24 protein-coding genes are annotated in these 17,043 nt (G+C 46.5%); 20 read left to right on the top strand and 4 right to left on the bottom strand.

Features of this window, described 5'->3' with window-relative positions; genetic code table 11:
* Positions 1-10 precede the first annotated feature (10 nt).
* From KNP62_RS13845 to KNP62_RS13825, 5 genes are all read left to right on the top strand, one after another.
* Positions 11-604: a dihydrofolate reductase family protein gene (locus tag KNP62_RS13845; protein WP_214785998.1), complete on the top strand. Its 594-nt coding sequence runs from the start codon at positions 11-13 to the stop codon at positions 602-604.
* Positions 601-1,134, top strand: coding sequence for a GNAT family N-acetyltransferase (locus KNP62_RS13840; RefSeq protein WP_214785996.1), 534 nt, complete (start codon positions 601-603; stop codon positions 1,132-1,134). The genes KNP62_RS13845 and KNP62_RS13840 overlap by 4 nt, the downstream gene beginning before the upstream one ends.
* A gap of 10 nt (positions 1,135-1,144) precedes the next feature.
* Entirely contained in the window at positions 1,145-1,354 is a 210-nt protein-coding gene (locus tag KNP62_RS13835) for a hypothetical protein (protein WP_214785994.1), read from the top strand.
* 101 nt (positions 1,355-1,455) lie between these two features.
* On the top strand, positions 1,456-2,268 hold the full coding sequence (locus tag KNP62_RS13830) for a DUF4839 domain-containing protein (RefSeq protein ID WP_214785992.1): 813 nt from the start codon (positions 1,456-1,458) through the stop codon (positions 2,266-2,268).
* A gap of 39 nt (positions 2,269-2,307) precedes the next feature.
* Positions 2,308-2,748, top strand: coding sequence for a hypothetical protein (locus KNP62_RS13825; RefSeq protein ID WP_214785990.1), 441 nt, complete (start codon positions 2,308-2,310; stop codon positions 2,746-2,748).
* Here the strand turns inward: KNP62_RS13825 and KNP62_RS13820 are convergent.
* Positions 2,740-3,267: an AAA family ATPase gene (locus KNP62_RS13820; protein ID WP_214785988.1), complete on the bottom strand. Its 528-nt coding sequence runs from the start codon at positions 3,265-3,267 to the stop codon at positions 2,740-2,742. The two genes, KNP62_RS13825 and KNP62_RS13820, sit on opposite strands and share 9 nt — an antisense overlap.
* Before the next feature lie 103 nt (positions 3,268-3,370).
* The gene (locus KNP62_RS13815; RefSeq protein WP_214785986.1) at positions 3,371-4,315 is read right to left on the bottom strand and encodes a DUF5692 family protein; all 945 of its coding nucleotides are present in this window, start codon (positions 4,313-4,315) and stop codon (positions 3,371-3,373) included.
* 201 nt (positions 4,316-4,516) lie between these two features.
* On the opposite strand from KNP62_RS13815, the gene KNP62_RS13810 reads away from it, so the two are divergent.
* The 15 genes from KNP62_RS13810 (at position 4,517) to KNP62_RS13740 (ending at position 14,863) form a co-directional block, all read left to right on the top strand.
* The gene (locus KNP62_RS13810; protein WP_214785984.1) at positions 4,517-5,131 is read left to right on the top strand and encodes a TetR/AcrR family transcriptional regulator; all 615 of its coding nucleotides are present in this window, start codon (positions 4,517-4,519) and stop codon (positions 5,129-5,131) included.
* A gap of 84 nt (positions 5,132-5,215) precedes the next feature.
* A complete protein-coding gene (locus KNP62_RS13805) occupies positions 5,216-6,208 on the top strand; it encodes a tRNA dihydrouridine synthase (protein WP_483299217.1) in 993 nt (330 codons plus the stop codon).
* Between the two features lie 98 nt (positions 6,209-6,306).
* The gene (locus KNP62_RS13800) at positions 6,307-7,374 is read left to right on the top strand and encodes a glycoside hydrolase family 5 protein (RefSeq protein WP_214785980.1); all 1,068 of its coding nucleotides are present in this window, start codon (positions 6,307-6,309) and stop codon (positions 7,372-7,374) included.
* A 112-nt stretch (positions 7,375-7,486) separates the two neighbouring features.
* Positions 7,487-7,810 (top strand): PadR family transcriptional regulator, encoded by a 324-nt coding sequence (locus KNP62_RS13795; RefSeq protein WP_214745790.1) that lies wholly within the window; start codon positions 7,487-7,489, stop codon positions 7,808-7,810.
* A complete protein-coding gene (locus tag KNP62_RS13790; protein WP_214785978.1) occupies positions 7,807-8,343 on the top strand; it encodes a DUF2812 domain-containing protein in 537 nt (178 codons plus the stop codon). Before KNP62_RS13795 ends, KNP62_RS13790 begins: the two co-directional genes overlap by 4 nt.
* Positions 8,344-8,366: 23 nt before the next feature.
* Positions 8,367-8,537, top strand: coding sequence for a hypothetical protein (locus tag KNP62_RS13785; protein ID WP_214785976.1), 171 nt, complete (start codon positions 8,367-8,369; stop codon positions 8,535-8,537).
* Between the two features lie 115 nt (positions 8,538-8,652).
* Positions 8,653-9,195 carry an RNA polymerase sigma factor gene (locus KNP62_RS13780; protein ID WP_214785974.1) on the top strand — a complete coding sequence of 181 codons (543 nt, stop codon included), beginning with the start codon at positions 8,653-8,655 and terminating at the stop codon, positions 9,193-9,195.
* Complete coding sequence (locus KNP62_RS13775) at positions 9,192-9,941, top strand: hypothetical protein (protein WP_214785972.1); 750 nt, start codon at positions 9,192-9,194, stop codon at positions 9,939-9,941. The genes KNP62_RS13780 and KNP62_RS13775 overlap by 4 nt, the downstream gene beginning before the upstream one ends.
* Before the next feature lie 33 nt (positions 9,942-9,974).
* Positions 9,975-10,625 (top strand): SIMPL domain-containing protein, encoded by a 651-nt coding sequence (locus tag KNP62_RS13770; RefSeq protein WP_214785970.1) that lies wholly within the window; start codon positions 9,975-9,977, stop codon positions 10,623-10,625.
* An 8-nt stretch (positions 10,626-10,633) separates the two neighbouring features.
* Positions 10,634-11,062 carry a hypothetical protein gene (locus KNP62_RS13765; protein ID WP_251125724.1) on the top strand — a complete coding sequence of 143 codons (429 nt, stop codon included), beginning with the start codon at positions 10,634-10,636 and terminating at the stop codon, positions 11,060-11,062.
* A gap of 55 nt (positions 11,063-11,117) precedes the next feature.
* Positions 11,118-11,585, top strand: coding sequence for a flavodoxin family protein (locus KNP62_RS13760; protein ID WP_214745811.1), 468 nt, complete (start codon positions 11,118-11,120; stop codon positions 11,583-11,585).
* A gap of 114 nt (positions 11,586-11,699) precedes the next feature.
* Complete coding sequence (locus tag KNP62_RS13755; protein WP_214785966.1) at positions 11,700-12,098, top strand: hypothetical protein; 399 nt, start codon at positions 11,700-11,702, stop codon at positions 12,096-12,098.
* Between the two features lie 87 nt (positions 12,099-12,185).
* Entirely contained in the window at positions 12,186-13,298 is a 1,113-nt protein-coding gene (locus KNP62_RS13750; RefSeq protein ID WP_214785964.1) for a M14 family metallopeptidase, read from the top strand.
* Between the two features lie 75 nt (positions 13,299-13,373).
* Positions 13,374-14,177: an alpha/beta fold hydrolase gene (locus tag KNP62_RS13745; protein WP_214785962.1), complete on the top strand. Its 804-nt coding sequence runs from the start codon at positions 13,374-13,376 to the stop codon at positions 14,175-14,177.
* Between the two features lie 257 nt (positions 14,178-14,434).
* A complete protein-coding gene (locus KNP62_RS13740) occupies positions 14,435-14,863 on the top strand; it encodes a CBS domain-containing protein (RefSeq protein ID WP_074033810.1) in 429 nt (142 codons plus the stop codon).
* Between the two features lie 37 nt (positions 14,864-14,900).
* On the opposite strand, the gene KNP62_RS13735 is transcribed toward KNP62_RS13740, so the two are convergent.
* Positions 14,901-16,010 carry a low temperature requirement protein A gene (locus tag KNP62_RS13735; RefSeq protein ID WP_214785960.1) on the bottom strand — a complete coding sequence of 370 codons (1,110 nt, stop codon included), beginning with the start codon at positions 16,008-16,010 and terminating at the stop codon, positions 14,901-14,903.
* 84 nt (positions 16,011-16,094) lie between these two features.
* On the bottom strand, positions 16,095-17,042 hold the full coding sequence (locus KNP62_RS13730; RefSeq protein ID WP_214785958.1) for an LLM class oxidoreductase: 948 nt from the start codon (positions 17,040-17,042) through the stop codon (positions 16,095-16,097).
* Between the last annotated feature and the right edge of the window lies 1 nt (position 17,043).

Raw genomic sequence — 17,043 nt, 5'->3', positions numbered from 1 at the left:
GGAGTCGGAGATGAGAAAGATCATTGTTCTGGAACATTTGTCATTGGATGGCGTGATTCAAGCACCTGGTGGAAAAGAAGAGGACATGAGCGGGGATTTCATGCATGGAGGATGGACAGAGCCATTTTCGAGTCAAGAGCTCGGCATTTGGATTCGAACGCAGATGCACAGTGAGTTTGATCTGTTACTTGGTCGAAAAACATATGATCAGTGGGCGAGTTACTGGCCAAAACATGATGACATTTGGCCGGAAGCCAACCGTGCAGTGAAGTATGTGGTTAGTAGGCATTCACATGATTCACAATGGGAATCAACGACGTTTCTGACAGACCCGGTCGAATCATTGAAACGACTCAAACAAGAGGACGGACCGGATTTACACGTCTGGGGCAGCAGTGAACTCGTACACACGTTACTCGCGAACGACCTCATCGATGAATACCGATTGATCATGTATCCGATTATCATTGGTTCCGGAAAACGTCTTTTCCCAGATGGAAACATCTTGCCACTTCAACTTGATGTAGTCGAGCAACAGTTGATGCCGAACGGAGTCAGTATCGTCCGCTACGAACGTATTCAACAAGATGGAGAGGGGCTATGAGAATCGAGCAGCACCTCGAGATGACCCTTTCCGAATCGATGGATAAAGGGTTGATCGAGCTATTACAACATGCGTTTCCTTCCATTTATCCGAATCGCCGCTATTTCAAGCAATTGCCCCATCTCCGTCTGATTGCGTATGAAGACGAACAAATCATCGGACAAGTCGGGTTAGATTTTCGTGTGATGAATATGGATGGAACGCCGATTCACGTGCTTGGCATCATCGATTTATGCGTACGGGAAGCAGTGCGGGGACGTGGGGTCGGACGGGCGTTAATGGAAAAAGTCATCGCGCTCGGGGAAGCGTACCCAATCGATTTTCTCCTGTTGTTCGCTGACCGGCCAGATCTTTACGAGCGCATTGGATTTCACACGGTATCCAATACATGCACGTGGCTTCAAATCAATGACGAGAATCAAACGACACGAGGAATCGGGGAAGCACGATTTGAAGAATTGATGATTCGTCAGGTGGGAGACAAACGATGGACCGATGGAAAGCTCGACTTGCTCGGATACTTATACTAGGAGGGTCCAGATGAACCGTGAACAAGTGTCAGACATGTATGAAACGTATGCACAAAAAATTGGTGACCGGAAACAAGTGTACGAAACGATTGCGAGCACCTTCGACGTGAAGCGGGCGCTTTATCCTGGAAGTCACGTCGATATCACAGAAGTGAAGAAGACGATGAAAGGTCCCCGATATACGAAACAAGTGGAGAACTATATGTTTCGGAAAATATAAAATGGAAATAAGTTAAAAATATAATTTACTTGTGGAAATCCAATCTTTTTATTGCCATACTTTATAAAAAGGCGATTCGATTTTCAGGAGGATAATGACTTATGAACAGAAAAATTTTAAACGGCATAATGATTTTTAGTCTGACTTCAATTCTAGTTGGATGTGGGGATGAGGCAAGTGACCATGAAGGCCAAATAAAAATTCCTACATCTGCTAGCTATTATGAAGGCGAAAACTATAAAGAAGTGATGGCTGACCTTGAAAAAAGTGGATTCAAAGATATAAAAACAAAAGCAGTCGAGGACTTAGTTACCGGTTGGATTACAAAAGATGGAGAAATTGAAGAAGTTTCTATAGGTGGGAAAACTGATTACTCTGAAGGACAATGGGTTGCGGAGGATGAAGAAATTATCATCACATATCATACATTTGAAAATGATGAATCAAGTGAGAGCAACAGTTCTAAAGACGAAAAAGATAGTTCAGGAAATGATGAAGAGGTTGAAGAGGTAATTGAAGAAGAACCGGAAACGCTTACGAGAGATAATAGTAAAGAATTAAATGCTGTATTAAGCGTAGATTTCGAGTCGGATCCATTACTTCAAGATTTTGCAAAAGAGTATGAAGGTAAATTGATTGAATTCGATGCGCACACTGCATACGTGAATAAACACGGGAGTTATGATACTCGATTCGACTATCTGATACTTGTAGGTGACTACACTGAGGGCGAAACACCAGGTCCTAATTTCCAGCTTCGTAATGTGAACTACTTTGATTTAAATTTAACTGGTGAAAATATTCCAGACCCTTTTGGAATTGGTCACAATATACGTATCACTGCTGAAGTAATTGAGTATGAAGAGGCGTCTAATTTATTCTTAATTGATCCTGTTTCTATCCAAATGAGATAAGTATGATTCTTTCGAAAATGTAAATTCAGGAGGAATTCGATGAAACAATATAAGATTCAAAACCGAAACGTCCCGATTTCCTTACATGACGCTGTCATCACGGAAGCGACCGTGATGGGTTCGATGATCCGTCTCGTATTTGCAGATGGAATCCGTGATTTGTTCAAGAAGGAAGCGGTGTGGACAGGACGTGCCACCGTGACGATTCCGAACATCGATTGGGACTCTTCTTCACTTACACGATTTGGTGAAACGACCTATTCGATGTGTCGAATCGAGCAACTCGGTCAGTTCGTCAAAAGTGGGCGGTTCGAGATTGTCGATGAGTTGTATGGTTATCGCCAGCTCTTATTCCGCTGCATGTGGTTGACGGATACGACATGTGAGACGGTGGAGTTGAATCTCTCCCATGCAAGCGAGCTCGTCATCCGATGGGAAGACGAACCTGTGGAAGAAATGTATGAATCTGAATCACTTTGAAGAAAGTGTAAGTCCCACATGTTGAGCGACTGCTCTCGCGACGTCTTGTTTTGATTGATAATCCGTTACAATTTTTTCTGCATGGATGTCAGATTCGAATGCGGATTGGCAGCGGTCGATTTGAGACTTCCCCCAAGAGTTGAACCACTCGAATCGTTTATTCAATCGTTTCACGAGTGTCCGTCGATTCGCTTCGAGAATGATATGTCGTACATCGACGCCTTCCCGTTGAAGCCGTCCGATGATTTCATCTACATACGTTGCGTCAACGAGTGTCATCGGAACGAGGATAACCCCATCAAAGGACGTTGCGATTTTCAAAAGCATTCGATAATTGAACTCTCGCCATTCCGGGTGATGTTGAAAATCAGGCTGTTGGAGGCTCTCTGGTAATTGATTCCGAATAAAAAATCCAGCCTGCTCCGGGTCATAGAGAAATGCGTTCGGCAGTTGTTTCTGAAGTATATTAGCACATGTGGTTTTGCCTGAACCGAAAGCGCCGTTGATCCACAAAATCATTGTCATCATCCTTTCGTGTTTATATTCTCTACGATTACAATGGAGTCCTATAAAAAACACCCCATAGTAACGGAATTCGAATTCCATCTACTATGGGGTGTTGTCATGCTGTCTTTGGATTAGGAGATTCTGTTTCACGTAATGCATCGACTCGCTTGTATTCTTCGGTATCGGTCCACATCTCGTCTTTCAACGGGTTGAGACGTCGTTTAACAATACGTGACACCTGCATGACGGCGAGCACGACGTTGAGGACAAGACTGATGAGTGCGAGTGTCCAGTTCGCTGCTGGATTATACGAGACACTCACATTGAACGTACTACCGACCGCAAAGAAGTAAGGGAAGGTCATGACCCACATCATCCAAATCGATAGTGTCTGGGCACGGTTTTGCATCCATGTCCCTTTCGCCCAAAGAAGAGCAGGAATCGTTGCGGCAATGTTCAAGGCGAAGCCGGAATAGAATGCATTGCCCGGTGCACAAGAGTAGACGTAGGAGATGTTCCAAATACCATACGCGATGATCCACAGTTTCGTCTGGTCTGGCCAAATCATATCGACTCGTCTACCGGACGTCGCGAAGATACCGAACCATCCGCAAATCGTGAGGATGTTCAAAATCCCGGCGAAGGCGTTGATATAGTTCCAACCACCGGAGATGTAAGTCATTCCATCGACGACTCCATCAAATCCCACGAAGCCGACTTGAAACTCCCGAATGACGGCCTCCATGATATTGATGGCAAGAATAGCCGGGACGAGTACTAAATACCAAGGATGTTTCTTATGGTAGTTTGTGAAGCGGATGACCATGTAGATGAGTGCGCCGGCGAGTGCCGAATACACCTTCACCCAGTGGAACCATGATGTAATCTCGGAATCGACGACAAACAACCAGATCGGGGTCAACGCAATCGGTAACGCCATGAACATGAGTTGACTCGCCCGTTTTCCAGAGCGGACGAACTCGTTCAAACCCATTAAAAGACCAAGTACGACGAACCACATGACGACGTTATACCAAGGAATCGACTCGAAGAAAAACATAAAACAACGCTCCTTTCAGAAATGAAATGACCAGAAATAAATGCAATGACTAAACATACCGAACGTTCGTTATGTTTATGTGAAAAGTGTAACAATATATTGTAAGCGCTGTCAATATGAGTTGGTAGCTCACAGGGAAGTGTCGAAAGTTCGCCACATCATTATGATATAATGAGCGATGAGAACAGAGGAGGGTGCTGGATGATGATGAACGAAGGGAAGTTAAAAATCTTACAAGCCGCGCGTGAAATCATCGTCGAACAAGGCATCAAAGGCACGACGCTTCGAGGAATCGCTGAGCGAGCCGGATTCAGTACGGGCGCGATTTATCATTACTATACGTCCAAAGAAGCGATTCTTTATGACGTAATGGATGAGGGGCTTGGAGAAGTCAAACGCATTGAGACCGTTTCCCATGACGATCGAAAAGAGGCGGCGGTGATCATCCAAGAAATCTACGAAGGCATGCAGGAGCGCCTTCAAAAAGATGCGGAGAGCCGACTCCAGTTTTATCTCGCCCATGAAGCGATGATTGGGAATGAGGACATTCAACAGAAATTCAAAGAGAAGTATGAAGACTGGATCACACGAATTGAGGCAATTTTTGTACGAGCCTATGATGTCGAACAAGGACCGATGACTCGGGCGGTCGCCACGTGGACGATGGCCGGGATTGATGGAATGGTCCTCCAGACGCTACTCCGGACGGGAACGATCGAACCGGAATACACGAATCGTGTGCTTCATTATTTGTTGACTGAAGGATTCCCACACTTTTTTCAGCTCATTCGTTCGAAAGAAACGAATCATGAGTAATGTCAGTTGATACAATCCGACAGACATAATAGAATAGATGAGTGATTTTGTTGGACTGTATGGATGAAAGGAACTGATTTTACGATGAAAGAAAACTTTTGGCGCGACCTTCCGCGTCCATTCTTTATACTTGCCCCGATGGAAGATGTGACCGATGTCGTCTTCCGTCATGTCGTCGCCCATGCGGGACGCCCGGACGTCTTCTTCACAGAATTTGCGAACTCGGACAGTTATTGCCATCCTGAAGGGAAAGGCAGCCTTCGTGGCCGTTTGACATTCACGGAAGACGAGCAGCCGATGGTCGCCCACATCTGGGGAGACAATCCGGAATATTTCCGTCAGATGAGTATCGGTATGGCCGAGATGGGCTATAAAGGTCTCGACATCAACATGGGTTGCCCGGTTCCAAACGTTGCAAAACGAGGAAAAGGGAGCGGACTCATTCTCCGTCCTGACGTTGCGGCTGAGCTCATTCAAGCGGCGAAAGCCGGCGGCATCCCGGTCAGTGTCAAGACGCGTCTCGGTTTCGCGAAGCTCGACGAGTGGCGCGACTGGTTGACGCATCTTTTGAATCAAGACATCGCCAACTTGTCGATTCATCTGCGCACGCGCAACGAGATGAGTAAAGTTGACGCGCACTGGGAGATGATCCCGGATATCGTGAAGTTGCGTGACGAGATTGCACCGGATACGCTCATCACCATCAACGGAGATATCCTCGACCGTCAAATGGGACTCGAGCTCGTTGAGAAGTACGGGGTCGATGGTGTCATGATTGGTCGTGGGATTTTCAAGAACCCGTTCGCATTTGAGAAAGAGCCACGCGAACACTCGATGGAAGAACATCTCGATCTATTGCGTTTGCAACTGGACCTTCAAGACAAATTCCAAGAAGACGTGCCACGTTCGATTTCGAACTTGCATCGTTTCTTCAAGATTTATGTCAAAGGATTCCGCGGGGCGAGCGAACTCCGTCATAATCTGATGGAAACGAAATCGACGGACGAGGTACGGGCGTTGCTTGATGCCTTCGTCGAGAAATATCACGAAGAAGAGGCAGCGCTGGCTGCCGAATAAGCTTATTGGATACGAGGCGTACTCGTATCTTTTTTTTTGCAGGAAAAGTTATTTATGGGACGAATGAGAACAGGAGAGTGAAAAAGGGAGGAAAGCGAATGCTACACGTTCAAGGACAACATTTAGTCAATGCGGCAGGAGACGTTGTTCGGTTGCGTGGTTTCACGTTGACGGCTTTATATTGGGAGCCGACACAAGTAGTTACGGAACTGTATCCAACGGACGAGCCATATCGTGTCATGCGAGAAGTAGGAGCAAATGTCGTGCGTCTCACGTTCCACGCTCGCCTGATTGAACGTGAACCGTTTTTAGAGGAAACAGCCGGCCTGGAATGGTTAGATCGACAACTTGATTTCGCTCAAGCGAACGGGTTGTACGTCATCCTTTGTCTAATTTTGCCGCCGGGAGCGGACTGGATGGACGATCGTCCCGAACCGGATTATTCTCTATGGAGCGATCTCTCGAAACAGGAACGATTTCGTTGGATTTGGCGGACGTTACTGACACGTTATAAAGGAACGACATGTGGTAAGGCGATAGCAGCGTTCGATTTATTCAATGCTCCCGCCACAATCGATGGGAATGGAGAAACATATCGTCAATTACTTCAGTCGACTGTGAACGAATTATATGCTCTCGATTCAAACCGTATTTTCGTTATCGCGCCATGTTATGGTACGAATGGTATGAAACACGAAGACCTATTGAGAAATTGGTTTTTGCTGGATAATCCGAACGTGATTTATGACCTTCATTTTTACGATCCTTTTTCGTATACCCATCAGTATGCGGAGTGGGTTGGTGTTCATGAAGAGGGTGGCGTTTATCCGGATCGTTCTCTTTTAGAGCCTACACTTGAAGGTTATATGCCGCGCTGTCAATCATATCTTGCTAAACAGCTCGAACCACTTCTTCAATTACGAATGATGCATGAGGTCCCGATTTTCATCAGCGAGTTCGGTTTGATTCATCATTGTTTTGAAGATGGGCGAGGTGGTTTGGCTTACGTGAATGATGTTATCACGTTATTAAATGAAGCGGGCATCGGATTTACGTATTGGGACTTTCAGTCGACAGTCATGGGACTGTTTCGTTCGGATGCCCGATCATCGCTTATGCAATCGGATCAACAACGTGATCTTGCCCTTACATTATTTAAAACATAATCCTGTCTGCGATGGATGCAGACAGGATTTTATTGCTTTTGTGACCAAAATAGGATAATTTTGATATATCGGATGACGATATAACGAAACACGATATAAAGGAGTAGGATACGTGACACAACAGTCGAGTACAGGCGCACTAACCGAGGCGGTTTATTATATATTATTGTCCCTTCAAGTCCCGAGGCACGGGTACGGCATGATGCAGTTTGTCCAGGAGTTGAGCCATGGGCGAGTTCAGCTCGCGCCCGGTACGTTATATGGAGCTCTCAGTAGTTTAGTTGAAAGAGGTTGGATTCAAGCACTTGAAGGAACGGCACGGAAAAAAGAGTACGAGATCACCGATGCTGGTCGAGAAGCACTTCAGATCGAATTAAAACGATTGGAAGAATTAGTGCGGCACGGTCATGAGTGGACGAAGGAGTTGGAAACATGAAGACGAAGACCAAATACCGTATATTTGTCGACTATGAAAAAGAAGAAAAATGGCTCAATGAGATGGCAGAAAAGGGATGGGCTCTCGAGTCGTTTCGCTTCATGCGATATCGCTTTCGTTCAGTCGAACCAGGGATGTATACATATCGAATTGAATTGTTACGAGAACTGCCCTCTCATCCTGATTCGAAAGCTTACATGGCTTTCATGGATGAAGTTGGGATTGAGGTCGTCGACACATCCTATCGCTGGGTCTTTTTAAGAAAACGAACGAGCGACGGACCGTTCCGATTGTATTCGGATTTTGACTCGATGATTCAGCGTGAAAATCGAATCATCCAACTGTATGGAACCGTTTTGTTCGCCAATTTTGTGGTCGTCTTAGCAAACTTCTCGAATCCGGTTGCAAAATGGACAATCCTTTTAAATATAGTTGTTGTCGCCATGTTGGCTTATGCCGTCCAGCATCACACACGGAAAATGAGAACGTTGAAAGGTCTTAAAGCAATAGGGGAAATGAAGTCGTCAGATTGAGCGAATTGGTAAGGAGGAGCAAGATGGATTCACGAGAATGGAAGGACTGTATCATTTGTTTTGGATTGATTACGGGGACAACACTCGGTGTAATCCTCTCGTTTTTCTTCGATATACAGCTGACATACGGCATCGCGAGCGGAGCGATGGTTGGCTATATCGGAGGACTTGCCGTATCGATTTTGAAGAAATGATGGATAAGCGTTTCGATTCCTCGTCTCAACGACGAGGTTTTTTTAGCACGTTGTGACGAAGTATAGTCGATTGGGATCTATAGTTATAGAGGGGTTATACGAAGGGGGTAACTGGATGGATGACCAGGTCATCATCGATTGGTACTGGGAGCGATCGGAGTATGCGATTGTCGCGACAAAGAAGAAATACGGAAACTATTGTCATCGTGTTTCCTACAACATTCTACAAAATCATGAAGATACGGAAGAGTGTCTGAATGATTTATATATGAAAGCATGGGAATCAATACCGCCGACACGTCCGTTTCGACTAGGGGCGTATTTGACGAAGATTGTTCGGAATCTCTCGCTGCAACGCTATAGGAAGAATCATGCGAAAAAACGGGGTGGTGGACAAGTACCGCTCGTCTATGAAGAACTAGAACATGTCCTCACGGTGTCGATGAAAGACGAAGACATCGTCGACCTATTGAACGTATTTCTTGCAGACCTTCCTCGACAGACGAGAATGATGTTCATGCAGCGTTATTTTTATCTTCACTCGATTCAAGAAATTGCGAAAAACCATCAACTCGGGGAGAGTCATGTCAAAATGACGCTGAAGCGAACGCGTGATGCATTACAGCGAGCGCTTGAAGCAGAAGGGATTCGCGTATGAAGAATGAACAGTTGCTTCGACTACTTGGAGAAGTGGATGACCGCTTTATAGAGGAATCCATGATGATAGAGCGAAGACCTTATCAACGACTCAAATGGGGGGCAGGACTGGTACTCGCCACCGCTGCGGGATTCATGCTCTTCACATCGAATATTTGGAATGAACGTATGCCGTTATCCACGGATTCGACGGCAAACTCGGTTCATATCGTCGATAAATCAGAAATAAGGCAAGGTACTTCCCAGGAAAACTTGATGGACATGACAGAGGATGAACTTTTTTCGCGGTGGAGTCCGGTCGTGATCAGAGGAACGGTCTCGAACATCCAGCACATTGAGATTGATTTCAACGGGGAGACCGAATATCAGTCCCTCATCACGATCCATGTGTCAGATGTGTATCGGGGAGATGTGCAAGTCGGGCAAGAACTGGTTGTTCGTGCCGATGTAATCGGAAGAGCGGAACAGACAGAGCATAGGAGCGTCATCTCACACGTACGTCAAGGGATAGAGGGCATCTTTATGCCGATTCCATATGATGACGAATTCATCTGGGAACAAAACGGGGCGACACTTCGACTGAAAGATATTGCGGATTATGGTTTTCCAGACGGGGAACGTTATCTGTTTTTAGATACCCCGGACGGACTGTTGTTTGAACGGGACGCCTATCCGTCATTGCAAGATATGCATTCTTTAGATGGAATAGAACGTTGGATGATCTCACGATTTAAAGAGTCAGAATGATCTACATCTCATATTATTAGGAGGGCGAACGATATGGAACGTACGATTACGGTAAAAGGAACAGGAAATGTCTCGTCTCGACCAGATTTGATTGTGATTCACATGGACCTTGTCACAAAAGCACCACGATATGAAGAGACGATGACTGAGGCAGCGAACGCCGTGGTGCAACTTCAAAAGGCCATCGTACGCGCAGGATTTGAAAAGAAGGATTTGAAGACGAGTGATTTTTCGATTGACACATTATACGACCAGTATCGTGATAAAGATAAGAATTACCGTTCACGGTTAATTGGATATGCTTGTAGACAAAAAATGAAAGTGGAGTTCCCGCTAGATACATCCAAACTGTCTGATGCCATCGAACAAATCAGTCAATGTCGTGCGAATCCGCTACTATCGATTCGTTTCACGATGAAAGATCCGAACGCGATTGAAGATCAGCTGTTAGTGAACGCTGCGGAAAATGCAAAAAAAAGAGCGGAACTCCTCGCGACAGGAGCGGGCGCAACGTTAGGAGAGTTGATTCAAATTGACTATACATGGAGCGATATTCACCTCTTCTCTGCAACTGACATTCGCTATGGTCATGAAATCGACTTTTCTGAATCACGGATGCCTGAACTCGAACCAGATGACATCAATGTCAGTGATTCGGCGACATTCGTCTGGAGTCTCAAATGAGGCGATCCATGATCCTGACTCTTTTCGCTATATCGATTGCGCTTCCCGTATCCGCTCTTTCCTGGGCCTATACGTTTGTCGTGTTCGACCGAAATGCATATGAAGTACTTGATACGACATTAGATGAAGATACGCTCGGTGACGTGATCGGTGAAGTAGAAACAACGGTCAACGACGAGACGGGACGTTACTACGGGAATGCCTCAAATGGCTATCCGATTGGGACCGCTTACCGTGAAGTTGTTGGGGAGCCCGTTGAAGACGTCATTGCGGTCGAGGACGGCTCGAAATGGAAGCGGGCGGAATACCGATTCGAAGCACCCTATCACACGCGCGACTTTGTCACATTCTTCGGCTACATCTTGCTCGTACTCGGCATTGTTATCGTGAGTTGGACGCTCTTTAAGCGAAGTTCACTGTACAAAAAAGAAGCATGAACGAACGTTGGAATGGGAAGGGGATAAAGAGACGTTAGGCAAAGGGGGATTCATCATGAACATTTTGATTATCTTTGATTCGTTGTATGGTCATACAGAAAAGATTGCCCATGCGATGCAGGAAGAACTTTCGAAAGAGCATGAGGCGCGCATGGAACATGTGTTGAACATCGGCCTTGGTGACTTGGCGCATGTCGACCTTGTCGTCATCGGTTCACCGACACATGGGGGTTATGAGACAGAGGACATTAAAGTGTTTCTAGACGGAATCTCGGACAATGCGCTTCGCGGGAAGCGGACGGCCGCATTTGATACGAGTGTCGTCAAAGAAAAACAGAATCCGATTCTCGGTAAAATCATCGACTGGTTCGGTCATGCGGTCAATCGCGTCGAAGGGGAAATGATTGAAAAAGGCGCGACGAACGTTCAAAAAGAATCGTTCTTGGTTGATGGGAAGACGGAGATGCTGAAGGAAGGCGAGCTCGAACGTGCGAAAGCATGGGCACGGGAGTTGGTCGGATAATACGTGAAACGCATTCTGGAATCAGGATGCGTTTTTTTAGTGGAAGCGGAAGAGAAGGCTGAAAAAGCGGGTAAATACTTAGTATTCAACTCTTTAGAAAGGGAGCTGGTTGTGATGAGAAAAATGGAACGTGATGTCTTCGTCGGATGGATGGTCGTCTTGCTCGTTATATTGGTGCACTTCCTCATCACCGTCTCTCTCGGAAACTCATACTTTGCTGAGTCCTCACTCAATCGCATGTTGTGGCTCTCGAGTTTCCCAGCATTTCTGATTGCTTTTGTCGCAGCCTTTTTCCAAAAAACGAATACGATTCTTCTAGCGGTTCGTCGCGGATTGTTGTGGACCGTCGAGTTGATTGTCGCGTTCACGGTCTTCGCCTGGGTGTTCCGTTCGTTTGAAGGATTGTATGCGAACGCGGGTCTCTATTGGTTATTCGGTGCCGTCTTGATTGGGCCGCTTTTCTACGTGATGGCATTCCGACGGCAACATACGAAACGGATCCGGACACCTTGACTCGAAACGTCTCCTCTTTCAGGAGGCGTTTTTAGATTGTCGTAGGATGGGAATGGAGTAAAGAGAAAAGAATTGGAGGAGAGTGCGATGAGCCATTATTTTTCATCATCCTATGAAGAGTCGCGAGAGAAGTTCATCAACTTGTTGCCGGAGGTGAAACGATTTTATCCGAAAGCGGAGCTCTTGACGCATTCGATTGGGGACGAAAGCATCGACATCATTCTAGGTGAACCGAAACGAGAGCGGAGAGCGATGCTTCTCATGACCATTGGGGAACATGGGATCGAAGGCTATGCGGGTGCCGCGGTGACACAGCAATTCGTACAGATACAACTCGGCCAAGTACGACATGAAACGACAGGCATCTGTCTCATACACGCTGTCAATCCGTGGGGGATGAAACACTTCCGTCGGGTCAATGAGCACAACGTCGACTTGAACCGAAACTACGTCATTGATCGTGAGTCTGTTCCATATAACGTGAATCGTGAATACGAACTCATGCGCCATTTGTTCGTCCCAGACGGTGTGATTGACGACTATCATGAGGCGCGTGAACAGATTTATTCATTCCTTGGTTCCGGAATTAAGCTCGATGGCTTCAAAGCGATGAGTGAGGCGAAAGGGATGGGGCAATATCAATTCCCGAAAGGGGTGTATTACGGGGGAGATGAAGACGAACCGTCCGCCATCTTCTTGAAAGGAATTCAACACGATTTACTGGAGCGCTACGAGAAAGTGGTCCATCTCGATTGGCATACGGCGCTCGGTCCGACGAACGAAGTGACGATGGTCATCAGCAAGCGGGACGGACGATCAGAAGATGAGTTAAAACAGGCGTACGGTCTCGATAACGTCAAGGTATATGACCCGGATGAGGTGCTCGGGGACTCGACGAACCATTTTTATTATGTCCGTGACACAGAATATCCGGACAAGGGACTTGTCTCCGCCTTATTTGAATTCGGGACGTTCGGAACATCGACGAAAGCCTCGATTCGAGAATTTTTGACAATTATTTTAGAGAATCGTCTCTACTTCGAAGGAACGAAAGATCCCGAAGCGCGTAACGGGATTCAGAATGAGTTCATGGCGATGTTTTATCCGGAAGATCTATCCTGGCGAGAGGCGGTTTTACGAGAAGGGGCGAAAGCCATCGAAGGATATGTAAAAGGAGAATCGCTCTGGCGTGACACATGAGAAGGTTTTTAAGGCTTGAAAACGGGAACAAGTAGGTTGTGAGTATTTACAATCAATTAAAAATGTGGAGGTTGGATGATGGGATATATTACAGCACATGACGGAACAAACTTATATGTGGAGGATGTCGGTTCTGGGGAGCCGATTGTCTTCTTACACGGTTGGCCGGCGAACAACAACATGTTCGAGTATCAGAAGAATGCACTCGTTGAGGCAGGCTATCGTTATGTCGGGATTGACTATAGGGGATATGGTAAGTCTGATGCCCCGGCGACAGGCTATGATTATGAGACAATGGCATCCGACGTGCATATGGTCGTTTACGGTCTAGGCCTGAAAGACTTTACACTCGTTGGATTCTCGATGGGTGGGGCAATTGCAGTGCGATATGCAGCAGACTATAAAGAAGACGGTCTGAAAAAGTTAGTGTTAGCGGGAGCAGCGGCACCAATTTTCACACAACGTCCAGACTATCCATACGGGATGACGACGGACGAGGTCGATGCGTTGATCGAAGATACGCAAGCCGACCGGCCGAAGATGCTCGAAGGATTCGGGGAAATCTTCTTCGAGAAAGAACATTCGAAACCGATGCAAAATTGGTTCCACCATCTTGCGCTCGTTGCTTCGAGTCACGGGACGATTGCCTCGGCAAAAGCGCTCCGAGACGAAGATTTGCGCGATGCCTTGCCGAAGATTGACGTAGAGACGTTAATCATTCACGGTGTACATGATAAAATCTGTCCGTTTGAGTTTGCCGAACAGATGGAGCAGGGCATTTCAAATGCTCGGATTGAACGTTTTGAAGAGAGCGGGCATGGGACAGTTCTCGATGAACGAGAGAAATTTAACGATACATTGTTGCAGTTTGTTCAATAATCTGTGGCCTCCTCATGGGGGCCTTTTGTGTGTCCGGACGGATAAGTTCCAACTAAAACGGGTATAAATCAATTGGAGTTCCCTTCCAAATCTTTTGAAGCACCGAAACATCGCTGTGACAAGAATCACGATGTTTTTTTGTGTCGTTTAGGAGAAAGGGGATGATTAGAGAGAATAGGAACATGGATTTAGTTCAACCTGTCTTACCATTCATGGTACAATAGCGGGGTGGATTAACAGATTGAGGAGAGATTTAAATGAACATCGCTTTCTTTTTATATCCGAAAGAAGACGTCAAATATTTGGACCCCGAATCAACGGTACGACAAGCACTTGAAAAGATGAAGCATCATCGATTCACGTCTGTCCCACTCGTTTCGGAAAACGGATTTTACGCCGGGACGATGACAGAGGGGGATTTACTCTGGGCACTCGCAGAACAGCTTCGTGGGGAAGAAGACTATGAAAAAGTGCTCCGGACACGTCTAAAAGATATCAAGCAACGCGTTCGCTATAAGCCGGTATCCATTACGGCCCAAATCGAAGAACTCGTCGATGCGATCACGGATCAAAACTTCGTGCCGGTCGTCGATGACGGCAAATACTTCATCGGCATCATCCGACGCCGTGACATCATCGAGTATTATTCGTCAAAGTTGAAACAACTGGAGAATGAAGTCCGATAACAAACAAGCCAGAACCGAATCACGGTTCTGGCTTGTTTTACGTTTCTTTCTGTTTTGTTTTCAAGAATGGAAGTGGAGCAATCATGGCGATGAAATAAAGCAAGGCGATCACGAGTAAAAGTATGATTGCCGGTAAATAGGGTGCGATGAGTGGGATGACGAGTAGGACCGCAAGAACCACGAGTCGCTTCCACGACACTTTGAAGAACAGGCGATTAAAGTAAATGACACCATATCCAAACAAGACGATGGCGACATACAACGTGATCCGATGTGCTAAATCGAGTGTCTGCATCGGATCGTGCACGATGGTGATTTTGACGACGGCGAGTAAGATGATGCCGAGGAACATTGAAAGATGCGACCAATAGAACCCGGCTTTGGCTGTCTGATCTCGTTTATCCGTATGCATGTCTTGAAAACGATTTTCTCTTGCTTCATCGTCCTTCACGTAGGAGTACCAAAGCAGAACGGTCAGCATAAGGGCAAGAATCATTGTCAGAACGACATCCGAGGTTAAATCCTCATCAATCGCAGCTCGACCGGTCGATGCAATCGTTTCGCCAAGGGCGATGACGAGAATCAAGTAATGACGCTCAAGGAAGTGCCAGGACGACACTTCGAACTGCCCTCTGTTTTTCTGTACAAGAGGACCTAATACCGCGACAATCGCGACAATTCCCCATACAATCAGGCGTACGTTCCCCTCAAACAGCGAAGCGACGAGGATGATGATGCTAAAGGAGACGTTGTACGGTACGATGGCAAGCATCGCTTTTTTCGTATCATCATTACTGTGCAACAAGAATAGCGTCGAATGCACGGCGACAATCACTAAAAAGCCAAGCCCGAAAATGAAGCCATCTTGAACATATGCTTTTGGGATGGCGACGGAAATGAGCATAAAGCCAATCATCCCGAGCGTCATGAAGATTTGATGGTTCCTTCTTGTCAGTTTGGTCGTGTTCGTCAACCAAATATACCCTTCGAAGATGTACCAAATGAGAGCCATGAGGACGAGAACTTCTAAAAACGTATGAACACTCAAATGATGTTCGAGTTTCAATGTGAGTTGGATGAACGTAAATACAAATACCAAGTCAAAAAACAGTTCAATCTTTTCTACCTTTTCATGATGAGAAGGCATGAGAGGACTCCTTTTCATAGATTCCTTTTTATTTACCCGTCCGATTCACAAAAAACCCTTCATTTTATAAATGAAGGGCAAACCTCAATCAAGGGGTGGGAAATGCGGCAACACATATTCTCCTAATTCATCGATCACTTCTTCAGCCGGACGTTCTCCGTCGAAGAGGGCGAAGAAGAGGTGATTCACGCCGATGGCACGATACGCTTCGAGCAATTTGATTAAGTGGTTGCGACCGAGGCGGAAACCGAGGCGAATTGGCGTCGGTGGCTCATCTGGGTCATGCGTCAAGTCAAGATGCATCGGCATCGAGAAGGGACGGAAAGCACGACCGTGCGCTTCACCGCTTTCACGCCAAGCGTCGAGCACTTGCTGCTGCGCGAAAGGTGCCTGTGGGTAGTACATCCATCCGTCCCCGTTCGCCCCGAGCCAGTCCATATCTTGTTGTGCGAAGCCTGTGATCATCGTCGGAATTCGTTTCTTCGGACGTGGTACGAGCGTTGCCTGTTCAACTTCCCCGTAAGGTGAGTCAATCGTTGGGTAGTTGTAATAGAGTGCCTGCTCCATGACACGAAGCGATTCTTTGAACTGGTCGCCACGTGTCGGGTGATCGACGCCGAGTCCTTTGAAGTCGGCACGACGGTCGCCTGATGAGATCCCAAGAATCAATCGTTCTGGGAATAACGCTTCAATCGTCGCGACTTCTTTTGCTGAGCGAAGGGGATGGCGGAGCGGTAAGACGAGCGCGGACGTACCGAGCGCGATGTTTTTCGTTTGACCGAGTAAATGGGTCCCGTAGATCAACATGTCATAAATCTGACCGACGGCAGGGTCTAAGAAGTTCGGGTCTTTGAGTAAGACATCCCGCAACCAGAGCGCCGTGAAGCCGTAGTCGTCTGCTTTTTGAGCGAGTTCGACTTGACGTTCGAGTGTCGGTGTACGCATTTTAAAATTTTCTAAAGGGATGTGGAGACCGAGCGTAAGCTCGCCCTCCCGATACATCCGGTTGTAGCTTTTATGGTTGTTGAACATA

It is taken from the genome of Exiguobacterium sp. s183 (assembly GCF_018617655.1).
Classification (GTDB): Bacteria; Bacillota; Bacilli; order Exiguobacteriales; family Exiguobacteriaceae; genus Exiguobacterium; species Exiguobacterium aestuarii_A.
Note: the sequence above shows the minus strand (reverse complement) of the source record. Positions and strands in the feature narration are given on the sequence as shown.